General features: G+C 37.8%; 14 protein-coding genes. 2 read left to right on the top strand and 12 right to left on the bottom strand.

Annotated elements, in window-relative coordinates; genetic code table 11:
• Positions 1-142: 142 nt before the first annotated feature.
• Together GWJ01_RS01435 and GWJ01_RS01440 are read left to right on the top strand one after the other, a co-directional pair.
• Complete coding sequence (locus tag GWJ01_RS01435; protein WP_069368071.1) at positions 143-721, top strand: helix-turn-helix domain-containing protein; 579 nt, start codon at positions 143-145, stop codon at positions 719-721.
• Positions 722-933: 212 nt separating this feature from the next.
• Positions 934-1830 (top strand): cation diffusion facilitator family transporter, encoded by an 897-nt coding sequence (locus GWJ01_RS01440; RefSeq protein WP_109401921.1) that lies wholly within the window; start codon positions 934-936, stop codon positions 1828-1830.
• Between the two features lie 70 nt (positions 1831-1900).
• Here the strand turns inward: GWJ01_RS01440 and ilvN are convergent, their stop codons facing one another.
• The 12 genes from ilvN to rbsK form a co-directional block, all read right to left on the bottom strand.
• Positions 1901-2185, bottom strand: a complete 285-nt coding sequence (ilvN, locus tag GWJ01_RS01445) for an acetolactate synthase small subunit (protein ID WP_098941305.1) — start codon at positions 2183-2185, stop codon at positions 1901-1903.
• 3 nt (positions 2186-2188) lie between these two features.
• The gene (gene ilvB, locus GWJ01_RS01450; RefSeq protein ID WP_109401922.1) at positions 2189-3886 is read right to left on the bottom strand and encodes an acetolactate synthase large subunit; all 1698 of its coding nucleotides are present in this window, start codon (positions 3884-3886) and stop codon (positions 2189-2191) included.
• 108 nt (positions 3887-3994) lie between these two features.
• On the bottom strand, positions 3995-4093 hold the full coding sequence (ivbL, locus tag GWJ01_RS18995) for an ilvB operon leader peptide IvbL (RefSeq protein ID WP_088493917.1): 99 nt from the start codon (positions 4091-4093) through the stop codon (positions 3995-3997).
• 242 nt (positions 4094-4335) lie between these two features.
• The gene (locus GWJ01_RS01460; protein WP_098941307.1) at positions 4336-5847 is read right to left on the bottom strand and encodes a YfcC family protein; all 1512 of its coding nucleotides are present in this window, start codon (positions 5845-5847) and stop codon (positions 4336-4338) included.
• 104 nt (positions 5848-5951) lie between these two features.
• Complete coding sequence (arcC, locus tag GWJ01_RS01465; RefSeq protein WP_161710615.1) at positions 5952-6899, bottom strand: carbamate kinase; 948 nt, start codon at positions 6897-6899, stop codon at positions 5952-5954.
• 15 nt (positions 6900-6914) lie between these two features.
• Positions 6915-7907 carry an ornithine carbamoyltransferase gene (gene argF / locus GWJ01_RS01470; RefSeq protein WP_109401925.1) on the bottom strand — a complete coding sequence of 331 codons (993 nt, stop codon included), beginning with the start codon at positions 7905-7907 and terminating at the stop codon, positions 6915-6917.
• A gap of 136 nt (positions 7908-8043) precedes the next feature.
• Complete coding sequence (gene speFL / locus GWJ01_RS19000; protein WP_109372621.1) at positions 8044-8145, bottom strand: leader peptide SpeFL; 102 nt, start codon at positions 8143-8145, stop codon at positions 8044-8046.
• Between the two features lie 301 nt (positions 8146-8446).
• The gene (locus GWJ01_RS01480) at positions 8447-9235 is read right to left on the bottom strand and encodes a sulfite exporter TauE/SafE family protein (protein ID WP_109401926.1); all 789 of its coding nucleotides are present in this window, start codon (positions 9233-9235) and stop codon (positions 8447-8449) included.
• Positions 9235-10086 carry a MurR/RpiR family transcriptional regulator gene (locus GWJ01_RS01485; RefSeq protein ID WP_109401927.1) on the bottom strand — a complete coding sequence of 284 codons (852 nt, stop codon included), beginning with the start codon at positions 10084-10086 and terminating at the stop codon, positions 9235-9237. Before GWJ01_RS01485 ends, GWJ01_RS01480 begins: the two co-directional genes overlap by 1 nt.
• 24 nt (positions 10087-10110) lie before the next feature.
• Complete coding sequence (locus GWJ01_RS01490; protein WP_109401928.1) at positions 10111-11475, bottom strand: PTS transporter subunit EIIC; 1365 nt, start codon at positions 11473-11475, stop codon at positions 10111-10113.
• A gap of 42 nt (positions 11476-11517) precedes the next feature.
• Positions 11518-12429: an N-acetylmuramic acid 6-phosphate etherase gene (murQ, locus tag GWJ01_RS01495; protein WP_109401929.1), complete on the bottom strand. Its 912-nt coding sequence runs from the start codon at positions 12427-12429 to the stop codon at positions 11518-11520.
• A gap of 237 nt (positions 12430-12666) precedes the next feature.
• Positions 12667-13587: a ribokinase gene (gene rbsK, locus GWJ01_RS01500; RefSeq protein WP_161710616.1), complete on the bottom strand. Its 921-nt coding sequence runs from the start codon at positions 13585-13587 to the stop codon at positions 12667-12669.
• Positions 13588-13686: the final 99 nt, after the last annotated feature.

A 13686-nucleotide genomic window follows, 5' to 3' on the forward strand; every position in this document is an offset into this window, starting at 1 on the left:
TAATTACTAAAAATCGAACAGTGATCGTAAGACGATTCACAAAATACAGCAGAAACAGGATCTCATTTTTCCGAATACGGTTAATTAGTGTTATTATCTACTCGGAATGACACTTTTAAACTAACGATATTTTGAATTGGCAATGAACCCACAACCTCCTAAAAAAACGAATGAATACCTTGGTAATAAAGTCAAACAATTAAGACAATCTCGAAACTTGTCACTTAATGAGTTATCAAGAAAATCGGGAATATCCAAGGCTGCATTGTCAAAATTAGAATCAGGTGATTCTAATCCTAGAATCGATACCTTAGAGGCTATCGCGATAGCGCTTGGCTTTCCTTTGGGAGATTTATTTAGTTTTACACGTGAAGAGTACCCTCGTTTAGAACGACATAAACCTATCGTTGGTGATTATGCTCAAGAGTTTAAATTCCGTATTGGTATCGGCAATATTACTGAGATTTGGCATATCGAGATGAAGCATGGCGCGATTATTAATAGCCCTGCTCACGCTGATGGCACTCAAGAACACATCATGGTCTATTCTGGTAAATTAATGATGCGTTTTGATAACGACGAAACGGTTTTATTAGAAACGGGTGATTTTTACGCTTTTCATGGTAATGCCCCCCACTCTTATATTTGTGTAGAAGGACATTTGCGCGCATCTGTGATTATGTCTAGTCCAAATCAACAACATTACCACCATCGTCCTTAATCAATTTATTGCCCTAGCTTTATTACTCACACGATAATTAGTAAATCATTTAACTGGTTTTAATTATCGTGTGAACTTAGCTATCAATACTCCTTCATTTAATGTCTCTGTATTCGCTTCAAGTTGTCTAGAAATTCTCCCTTTATCTAATTTATTTTTCTTTATTTTCAGCTATGTTTTTAATAATGCTATTCGGATAATAAGGAACTTCAATGAGTGGAAATCATGAACATGCGGATGTAAAAACACTACCTGAATCGCGATTATTAATTACATTCGGCTTAACATCATCATTTATGTTAGTCGAATTTATTGGCGGTTATTTAACTGGTAGCTTGGCATTAATTTCCGATGCCATGCATATGATGACGGATGCTTTCGCACTTTTACTTGCACTGATCGCTATTCATGCAGGCAGAAAAGCCGCTGATGTTTTTAGAACTTATGGTTATGCACGCTTTGAAATATTAGCTGCAACCATGAATGCACTTATTTTAATGGCAGTCGCTTTCTATATTTTATATGAAGCCTATAAACGCTTATCTTCGCCTCCTGATATTCAATCTGTTGGTATGCTTATCATTGCGTCAATAGGTCTTGTTGTTAATCTGATTTCAATGAAGTTACTCACCAGTACAAAGGATGAAAGCCTTAATGTAAAAGGGGCATACTTAGAAGTTTGGGCCGATATGCTGGGCTCAATTGGCGTAATTATTGGAGCGGTCATTATTTGGCTTACAGGTTGGGAGCTTGTTGACTCTATTATTGCCGTGTTAATCGGTTTTATGGTTTTCCCTCGAACTTGGATATTACTTAAAGAATGTCTGAATATTTTACTTGAGGGCGTGCCTCGCGGTATCGATCTTATTCAGGTTACTGAAACAATTAATAATAACCCTGATGTTGTGGGCTCTCATGATTTGCATTTATGGGCACTCACACAAAGTAAACTTATTTTAAGTGGGCACATCGTTTATCAACCTAATGCCAATCATGAAGAACTCAGAATTCACCTTGAGCAACAACTTCGTGAGCAATTCCATATCAACCATATTACGTTACAGATGGAATGTGAAGACAGACAACATCTTGAAGAAAATCACCACTAAAACAGAATAAATTTATACACTCATAAAATTCTGGCTCGCTCTTAATGATTAAAGAGAGAGCCAATCTGTATTAATTTAAATAATTTTCCATTTGCTCAAAAACACGTAAATCATCGCTGAATCTCACTTCTTTTACGTCTTCAAGCTTTTCTACCTGACTCACCATCTGCATTAGACGATCATCTTTTTGCACTAATAGCCAAATACGACTTTTATCGCTATTTTTCATCGGTAAACACAAAATACCATCGACGTTAAATGCACGGCGAGCAAATAGCCCACATATATGGGTCATAACACCGGGGTGATTGCGAACAATCAATTCCAGCGCGATAGGTTGTGATTGTTGTGACATAAATTAAGCTCCTATCATCTCAATATTTGCCGCCCCTGGCGGTACCATTGGGAATACTTTTTCATGAATATCAATCATTACATGAATTAAACACGGCCCCGGTTTTTCAATCGCTGCTTTCAGCGCACTCGCAGGATCCGCTTCCTGATTTAAGTCACAGGTATCTAAGCCAAAACCTTGTGCAATACGAATAAAATCGGTTTGATAAGGGTAAGCGGCAGCATAAATGCGCTCTTCAAAAAACAGTGTTTGTTGTTGGTGAACCAATCCTAACGCCTGATTATTTATCAAAATAATTTTGATATCTAATTGGTGCTCAGCCGCCGTAGCAAATTCTTGAATATTCATCATAATGCTACCATCCCCTGAGAAGCAGAGGATTTTTTTATCTGGTTCAGCTAATGCGGCGCCAATTGCTGCTGGCAAACCAAATCCCATCGTACCTAAACCGCCAGACGTTAACCATTGTCGAGGTCGATTTAACGGATACGCTTGTGCTACCCACATCTGATGCTGCCCAACGTCTGTTGTAATAATGGCATCATCATCAACACAATTTGCTGCCGCTAATACGATACCATAACCACTTAAGATGTTTTCAGAGTTTTTCATCTCTAATGGATATTCTTGTTTCAGTGTCGTAACCCGCTCTATCCATCCATTACGTTTGTTTGTATTAATCAATGGTAATAACAGTGATAACACTGATTTCGCATCAGCATGGATCGCAATATCAGGGCGTTTGATCTTACTAATTTCAGCGCGATCGATATCAACATGAATAATTTTGGCATTAGGGCAAAACTTCTCGGCTTTACCAATGGCACGATCGTCAAATCGAGCCCCCAATACAATCAACAGATCGGCTTCTTCTAAAATAAAATTGGTGCTACGAGTCGCATGCATACCCAACATTCCCAAATACAGTGGATGCGAAGGTGGCATTAATCCTAACCCCATTAAAGTCATTGTTGTTGGCAGGTTGTTTTTCTCTGCTAATTCAATTGCTTCTTTACATGCTTCAGAGCTGATGATCCCACCACCTAAATATAAAACAGGGTTCTTAGCCTGATTAATCATCTGCGCTGCTTGTATCACTAAATCAGTATTAAATGCGGGAACTGGATCTTTTTGTGGAATAGGCGGTAACGCTTCTAATGTAATTTTGGCTTGCTGAATATCTTTTGGTACGTCAACCCAAACAGGGCCCGGTCTTCCTGACATCGCTAAACGAAACGCATCACAAATAATTTCAGGTAACTCAGCAATATCACGAACTAAATAGTTATGTTTAGTAATTGGAATAGACATGCCGTAAGTATCAACTTCTTGGAAAGCATCAGTCCCTATCATCGCTGAAGATACCTGACCAGTAATACAAACTAAAGGAATGGAATCAAGCTTAGCATCAGCAATTGCTGTTACTAAATTTGTCGCACCCGGTCCACTCGAAGCAATACAAACAGCAGGTTTACCATTTGCACGGGCAATACCTTGTGCAATAAAACCGGCACCTTGTTCATGGCGAGTTAAGATATGTCGAATAGATTTACTTTGGCTCAATGCGTCATACAACGGAAGCGCTGCACCACCAGGGATCCCCGCGACTGTCGTAATGCCTTGCCGTTCCAGTAAATAAACGATTAATTGCGCACCAGTAAACGTTCTACTTGTTGTGGCGTTTTCTTGTTGATCACCCATTTGTATCTGTCCTTTGTTCTAAGCCGGACTTGATGGGCAGGTAGAAAAGAAAAACCCCGCCCGGTTAGTTCGCCGGCGGGGTTTCGAAACTGTGTTGATTCGGACCCGTTACGGCGCTTTGCCGACGACCACCACCACACGCACGACAACCACAGCCGCGATGTGCGCTGTTAGTCGTAGGCTTTGTAGTAGATTAGTGATGATCATGGGTTACCTATCAATTAATTTAATGATGTGTTTACGTGTTATCTATATTTAAAAAAACATAACTTCTACAAATTAACAACCTTTTTTTTCGGTTTATTTTTTATCACCGCTAAAAACGAGAGATAGATCACTTCTAGTGAAAATCAAAAAACAACCCCGATTGCAGCATAAAAAACTAGATTAATTTCACATTACAGAATAACCAAAAATCCATTTAGTAACGTAAACACATCAATTCAATTTTATAAAAAAGCAACTTGAACCAATAACAGTGTTGCTGAAAGTACAAACATAAATATCACCATCGGCATAATAAATTTAAGCCATTTGTTATAGGAGATATCTAGCATTTGCAATGTCGCTAACACCAGCCCTGTAGGCGCTAAGAACAACATAATATATTGTCCCCAATTATATGCTGATACCACCATATAACGAGGAACACCGACTGCATCGGCTAATGGCGCCATAATTGGCATCGCTAAAACTGCAAGACCTGAAGAGGAAGGAACAATAAAACCTAAACAGATAAAAACAACGAGCTGTGCTAATAAAAAGAGGCTTGGTGGCATTCCTGCAACCATATGAGACATAAACTCAAGGATAGTATCGGCAATTTTACCTTGTTCCATCACAAGATTAACACCGCGTGCTAAACCAATAATTAATGAAACACCAACGAGTTCAGATGCTCCATGAATAAATCCATCAATGGCTGTTTTCTCTTTTAATCCAGAAAGGAAAATTATGATGATAGCGATAGCAAGGAAAAGAGCTGCCATTTGTGGGAACCACCAGCCCATATCCATAACACCCCAAACCATAATAGGAAAAGCAGCAACAAATAAGCAGAGGATCACTTTACGACGCCACGAAAATTCTAATATCTCATTAGGATCGTAATTACTTAAAAAGCGCTGTTTAAAACTCTCGGCATTTTCATAGTTATAAGAGAAAGCCGGATCTTTTTTGATCTTCTTGCAATACCAATATAAATAAACCAAAACACCAATCGTACCAATGACTAAGCCAATAGTACGAAAGCCGATCCCTTCAATAAAACTGATCCCCGAAGCATTTGATGCAATAACTACTGAGAACGGATTTACAGTTGAAAACCCTGCCCCCATCGAAGAGGCTAGGAAAATAGCCCCGACACACACAATAGCGTCATAACCCAAGATTAAGAATATAGGCACTAATATGGGATAGAAGGCGACAGCTTCTTCTTCAATCCCACAACTTGTCCCGCCTATGGATAATATAATCGTGACGCCAAATACCACTAAAAACTCTTTACCTTTGGTTCGATTTGCCAGTGCTGTTAAACCTGCATTGAATGCGCCAGTTTTATTAACAACCCCAATAAGCCCCCCTAAGACAAGAATGAAAACAATAACATCAGCCCCTTCTATCGTCCCTTTCACCATACTTTCGGTAATATCCATTATCCCTTTGGGTTGCTGTGCTACGCGTTCATAGGTTCCTGGTATCGCTATCGGTTTTTTAATTGTCCCATCCGTGAATTTCTCAATCTCAATAGAGACATTTAAATCATTTAATGTGGCTTGAGTTGCAGGTAACACTTCATGAGAACCATCTATTTTCGCAACCACTAATGATGGCTCTGTTGAGTTATAACTTAATCGTTGATATTCACCAGCCGGAATAATCCACGTTAAGCCAACCACAATTACTGTAATTGCAAATAAAATAGTAAATGCGGTCGGAAACGCAAACTTTTTAAGTTTCATAAGCGCCCTCGACTTAAATAAGAGGTAACTCTGCCAGTAGAAATAATATCTAACTGGCAGTGTTTATTTTTAGAATTAAATTTAGAATGATGATAAATATGATATTAATCAGAAATAATTGTTGTGCCTGTTTTTCCTTCTAAAGCAGATAATGCATTATCTAAAGAAGTAATAATCGCTTGTACACCTTTACCACTCTCCTTTAGAAAATTAAGACAAGCCTCGACTTTAGGTAACATACTTCCTTTAGCAAATTGCCCTTGAGAAATATATTCCTGAGCCAGAGAAAGGGTTAATTTATCTAAATTCATTTGCTCTGGTTTATTAAAATTAATAGCGACTTTATCAACAGCCGTTAATATTAATAAAATATCTGCTTTTAATTCGACAGCTAATTTAGCGCTAGAGTTATCTTTATCAATAACAGCATCAATACCTTCTAATAACTCTCCTTTTCGAATAACGGGAATACCACCTCCGCCAACCGTGATCACCACAATATTGCGTTCAACTAACTGTTTAATAATTGGTGATTCCACAATTTCTAGCGGTTTAGGTGATGGAATAACTCGACGATATCCACGCCCTGCATCTTCCATAAAGTGGAAACCATGCTCTTTTTGGATAGCCTCAGCTTGCTGTTGAGTATAAAACGCGCCAATCGGTTTTGTAGGTGCTAAAAAAGCAGGATCGTTTTTATCGACAACCACTTGCGTCACAATGGTCGCACAACCATGATTTTTATTCAGATTTCTCGTACATAATTCATCATTAATAGCCTGTTGTAGATGATAGCCGATATAGCCTTGACTCATGGCACCGCATTCAGCAAATGGCATATAAGGCGTGCCAATGTTCTGTTGCGATGCATAATCCATAGCTAAATTGATCATCCCAACTTGCGGACCATTTCCGTGACCAATAATGACTTGGTAGCCTTTCTCAACCAAATCTACAATCGGCTTTGCGGTTTTCCGCACTATCTGCTTTTGCTCTAGTGGCGTACTGCCCAGTGCATTTCCCCCTAAAGCAATAAATACCTTCTTAGGCATTGTTAACTCCTTGCTTTAGCTTAACGTCGCAAACATAACTGCTTTAATGGTATGCATACGGTTTTCAGCTTGGTCGAAAACTTTTGATTGGCGAGACTCAAAAACACTGTCTGCCACTTCCATTTCACTCAAGCCAAATTTTTGATAAATATCTTCACCAATAGTTGTTAAACGATCATGGAATGAAGGTAAACAGTGTAAGAAAATAGCGTGAGGATTTGCTATTTTCATCATAGATTCATTAACCTGATAAGATTTTAATAAACGAATACGCTCATCCCAAACACTGTCTGGCTCACCCATTGAAACCCAAATATCGGTATAGAGAACATCCGCGTCTTTTGCCCCTTTCTCGATATCTTCTGTCAATGTAATAGAGCCTTCGTTTTCAGTTGCAATTGCACAACATTCCTTCACAAGTTGCTCTTCTGGCATTAAAGATGCTGGGCCACATGCGGTAAAATGTAAGCCTAATTTCGCACAAACTACCATTAAAGAGTTAGCAACGTTATTGCGAGCATCACCAAAGAAAGTCAGCTTAAGCCCTTTTAAATGACCAAAGTTTTCTTCAACTGTCAGCATATCCGCCAACATTTGAGTTGGATGGAATTTATCGGTAAGACCATTCCATACAGGTACTCCTGATTTTGCTGCCAATTCTTCAACTAATGACTGATCAAAACCACGATATTCAATACCATCATAGAAACGCCCTAACACACGCGCAGTATCTTCAATAGACTCTTTTTTCCCCATTTGTGATGAGCCAGGATCAAGATAAGTAACCCCCATTCCTAAATCATAACCCGCAACTTCAAAGGCACAACGTGTACGTGTTGAGGTTTTTTCAAATAATAAAACGATATTTTTACCTTCTAAAGAGCGGTGAGGAATACCTGCCATTTTTAATGATTTAAAATATTTAGAAAGCTTTAATAAATATTGAATTTCAGCTGATGAAAAGTCGAGTAATTTTAAAAAACTTCTACCTTTAATATTAATAGACATAATAATCCTATCTCCTAATTATTCTGATAATAATAGAGTTAAAAAATAGTTTGTTATTTAAAAAATAGAAAACCTTCCTCAATAACCTAGATTATTAAGAAGTATACTTTATATTTTTAAAGTATAGAAAGAGAGTTTATCCGTTAAAAACAGAAAAATGGAAGCACTGACGTTGTTTATACATCATAATGTGGGCAATACGTCTAATATGAGGTGTTTTCCTATTATTATTTTCCATAATACTAGTACCTTCACTTATAGGTATTAAATGAGGTTACAGTGAAACATATAGGAATTAACATTAATGTGACTATCATCTCAATTATCTATTTACGATAAAAACCATATATCAGTAAAAATAAATCATCAAAAATACATTCTATTAACACACAAATAAAAATTGGATAATCGTTTTTATATTAATAACGACCTCAATTAAATTAATAAGATAATAGAAAAAAAGCTAATAAAAAATTATTTCTATTTTGCTATTATTTAAATTACGCGTTTATAGTTAACATTAATGATACATTTTAATACTAGAATAATTTAGCTAACATCATCACGGCACTACAAATAATTAAAATCAAAGTTGCATACTGAAAAACCCTGTCAGGCATTCTGATTAATAGCCACTTAGACAGTGGAATAGAGATCAACGAGCCTAAAAATAACAACAGTGCCAAATGAATATCTGTATGCCCATCTTGCATATAGGCGAGTGCTGAAGATCCCGATAACAATGTTGTGGTAAATATAGAGGTACCAATGGCTTGCTTAATAGAGAGGTTGGCATAACGTAGCAATAGCGGTAATACAACGACACCACCCCCCACCCCTGTTGCACCTAAAATAACACCTGCTGCAATCGCAGGAAGTAATAGTGCTTTTATATTTAAAGGAGCTAACGCTGTATTTTCAACGACAACGGGAGGTAATGAGAAAAACATTCTCTGAACAAAGAGAAAGAGAGAAAAAACAATAGCACTGACAACGAGTGCATTAATTCCCCATTCAACTTGTTGCTGATACTGCTCTAGCGAACCTAAATAATTAACTAAAACACTGGCCAAGAAGGTACTTGGTAGCATTATTCCTAATACAATCATCGCCCTTTTAAAGGGTATATTTCCAAGGCGAAAATGCATATAAGACGAAGTGACTTTCATCAACATGGATAATAAATTAGCCGTTGCCACTGCCATTAACGCATTCATGCCAAAGAAATAGGTCAGTACAGGTAAAACAATAACACCACCACCGACACCCGTCGTACTGATAACTAAACCAATAGCCGCACCCACCGCTAATGTGGTGATAAGTAACATTATTGATTTCCTTGCATAACAGCTTCTCGCCCTTTTAATAAGGCTTTTTCTGCTGACTGACTGGCTAATGTCATATATTTAAAAAACAGCACATCAAAGGCGACCATCTGTAAAACTTGTGGCGTGATCACCCCTAATTGAGAGTGCTGTTCGTCATAAAAATAAGGCAACGTATAATCAGATAATCGCGTTGCTTCATCTTGCCCAAAACGCGTTAATGCCACCGTTAAACAACCTTCATCTTTTGCTGATTTCAGCATTCGATTAATATCCACCGTATTCCCTCTAGCCGTGACAGCAACAGCAATATCATCAGCAGATAAATTAGCGGAATAAGCCAGTTGAGCATGAAGATCTGGGCTAAATAACGTGTTTTTATTTACACGAATTAATTTATGAAAAATATCACTTGCCACAACCGACGATGCGCCAATACCAAACAATACAATACGTTTTGCTGATACCATTTTCTCAGCTAACACATCAATAGTATTGGGATCTAACAAAGCCAATGAATCCAAAATAGCGCTGGTAAACAGATGTCCGGTTTTGGAAATAATTAATTCTGTCGAGTCTGTTTTCGCAAGATTGCCATAAAGAATATCGCCACTACTTTTTTGTTGCTTTTCTTCTGAAAGGTAATCAATTTTGAATTCAGGATAACCACGATATCCCATTTGACGAGAGAAACGGATAACAGAAGCACTACTTACACCTGCTTTAAGTGCCAGATCAGCGGCATTCATACTGGCAATATTTTCACTATTCTCTAATAAATAATGAGCAATACGTTGTTCCGTGCCTTTGCCTTGTATTAGCAAACTTTCAAGCTTTTTGGTCAGTGTCGACATTCTGTTATCCTTTTTATTTCTGACTTATTTCTCTGGATCCGTAAATCCCATTAGCATACTGGCAATAAAACCGACAATCCATGCACCTAATACTGCGATCAGGAATTTAATAATTTGCCCATCACCAACTAACGGAATTAATGATAACCCAGCAGTACCAAATGGAATAATGATCCCAACTTGGAAATATGCCATTAATGCACCACCAGCAGCGCCACCAATACATCCCGCGACAAACGGTTTTCCTAATGGAAGAGAAACACCAAATAATAAAGGCTCACCGACACCAAAAATACCAACAGGTAATGCACCCATTAATGTTTTCTTTAAACGCTGATTTTTAGTGCGTAAGTAAACCCAAAAACAAGAGCCTACTTGCCCCATTCCACCCATAGCTAAAATAGGGAACAGGTAATTTAAACCAAAAGTATTTAAGATTTCGGTATGAATAGGAATTAACCCTTGGTGTAATCCAGTTAAGAGTAAAAATAAGAAACTTCCCCCTAACGCTGCCCCCGTTACAACTGCGCCACCACCTTGATTTAAAAGTGATAATGAAACGCCCTGTGCTAATAACTGATTAAGATAATGACCAATTGGTTGGAATATCATAATCGCCACAAGTGAAGAGACTAAAATAGTCACAAACGGCGTTAAGATAAGATCGAGACTCTCTTTAACAATACTACGAAACCATAACTCTAATTTTGAAGAGAACACTACCACCATTAATACCGCAAAAATACCACCACTGTTTGGCTGTAATTTCTCACCAAATAAAGTGATATCTGCAAGCCCTGGCATGGCTAATAATCCTGCCATTACAGCGCCAATCGAGGTTGATGCTCCCAACTCTTTAGCTGTATTTATCCCAATCATAATAGAGAGATAGGCAAATACCGTACTACCAATTAATTTGAATAATTTAAATAGCTCGGGGAATTGCTCAACTAAGCCTGGTGCGACTAAACGGATAATATTAATTAGCCCCATAATCAAACCGCAACCAATTAAAGCAGGAATTGTCGGAACAAAAATAGCTGCTAATGTATTTAGCATACGGCGAATAGAGAAGCCTTTTTTCACTGGTGTTGGCACAGGCTCACCTTCACTACTTACAGAGCTATTTTGCATACGCTTATTCATAATGGAATAAACTTTTGCTGCTGTTCCCATTCCTACAATCACTTGATGTTGTTCGCCATTAAATACAACACCTTTAACGCCTTCGACTTGTTTTAAAGCATCCGCATCAAATAGCGAGCTATCTTTTAAAATCAATCGAATACGGGTCATACAATGTGTTAGGGTTGCCACATTTTGAAACCCACCAGCGTGTTTTTCTATTTCTATTGCTAACGTGTCGAGATGTTCTATTTTATTAGCCATATATGTGCCTGCTAAAGTTCAGAGTGTTTATTCATATTGGTATTAGTTAAATAGGGCAAGTTGCTGTTGTAGCGAGCGATAAGGATATTGCTGTGTAATTTGATCGACTTGCTCCACACTCAAGTGAAGTTCGTACATTAAAATGGCTTTTCTAGGATGATAATTAACCATTTGTAACAGCGTTCTGGCTCTTTCATTTGAAATTCCACAAACTTCGCTGACAATACCTTCAGCACGACGTTGTAATTTCTCATTACTCGCGATCACATCCACCATCAGGTTTTTATGCACTTTTCCAAGTTTAGTCATTACGCTGGTGCTTAACATACCCAAAATCATTTTTTGAGCTGTGCCACTTTTCATTCTTGTGGAGCCGGTTAACACCTCTGCCCCCACATCTGGCGCAATAGATAAGTCAGCAATTTCACTCATCATACTTTTGCCACGAGTGGTAATGGAGACTGTCAACGCTTTTAGCTTTTTACCATATTGCAAAGCTGCGACAGTAAAGGGGGTACGACCACTTGCAGCAATGCCAATAACCACATCTTTATCACTGACATGACGACGTTGAAGTTCTTCAATTGCCGCTTCTTGGCTATCCTCAATATTTTCAACCGCTTTTAGCATTGCATCATGACCACCAGCAATAATCGCCTGAACTAATGTAGGAGATACACCAAAAGTAGGAGGACATTCCGCACTGTCTAATACCGCCAATCGACCACTTGTTCCTGCGCCGACATAAAAAATACGCCCACCTTTTTGCAAACTTTCGGTAATTTTTTCTACTACTTTAGCAATAACGGGTAATTCTTTTTTAACGGCATTTGCAACAGTCATATCTGCACTATTGATAAGCGTGACCAACTCTAAAGCGCTTAATTCTGAAAACTGTGCTGTTTCTTGATTACTTTCATTTTTGAGACATTCGCTCAATGCATCTTCTTTCATCACAACAACCTCAATGAAACCAAATTTCAATCAAAACTACATCTTATGAAATAACATTTCAACGCTATTTATCATGATGGTGTGAAATAAATCACATAACACGAGTTTTTATGTAGAGATAAGTTTAATAGTGAACATCAATATAACTTAATTGATTGATTTTAAAATGATCCTCTCAATTATCTTATAAATTAGATAATTGAGAGGATAGAAAGAAGTGATTGTGGAGAAAGGATATTATTTTGTTTGTGATAAAAACTGCCCAAATTCTTCAATGCTTGGATAAGAAGATTGCGTACCTTTTCCGGTAACGCTTAAGCCTGAAAACATAACGGCTTTATTTAATGCTTCTTCAATATTATTGGTGTGAACATAATAATGAGAGAAACAACCAATAAAGGCATCGCCTGCTCCACTGGTATCTATTGCATCAACTTCAATAGCAGGAATGTACTTCTCAATTTCGCCATTCATCCATAATGCCCCTTTTTCACCTAATGTAACGATGACATTCTTAAAACCCTTATGTAGTAAAGAACAGGCGGCTTCACGAATTTCATCCATTGTAGTGATTGGCATCCCCGTTAAAATTTCCAGCTCTGTTTCATTTGGAACAAAAAAGTCACAACGAGCAGCAATATCAAGATCTAATTCTTTTGAAGCGGGTGCTGGGTTAAATAACACAGGAATATGGTGTTTGTTACCGAACTCAATAGCGTGATAGACGGTTTCAAGCGGGATTTCTAATTGCAGTACAATTATTTTGCATTTTTTCAGACTATCGGTCGCTCTATCAATATCTTCTGGCGACAAATGCTGATTAGCACCTTTAACAATTAAAATGCTATTTGATGATTGAGAAGTCACAAAAATAGGTGCAACGCCACTTGTTGTACCCGGTACTTTTTCAACATAGCGTGTATTAATGCCATAAGATCCTAAATTCATGATGGTGTTATCCGCGAAAATGTCATCGCCAACCTTTGTTAACATCATCACTTTTGAATTTAATTTAGCAGCAGCAACCGCTTGATTTGCTCCTTTACCACCACAACCAATCTTAAATGCCGGCGCCTCAAGGGTTTCCCCCTCTTTTGGCATCCTATCTATATAGGTGATCAAATCCACCATATTTGAACCAATCACTGCGATATCCATAGCGCCTCTTACTCTTATGTTAAATTTATAAATGTGAAAATAGTGACATTTTGATAGATATATAACAGTATCATGTTATTTAAATATCATTTGTGATTG

The organism is Proteus sp. G2618 (genome assembly GCF_009915995.1).
GTDB classification, from domain to species: domain Bacteria; phylum Pseudomonadota; class Gammaproteobacteria; order Enterobacterales; family Enterobacteriaceae; genus Proteus; species Proteus terrae.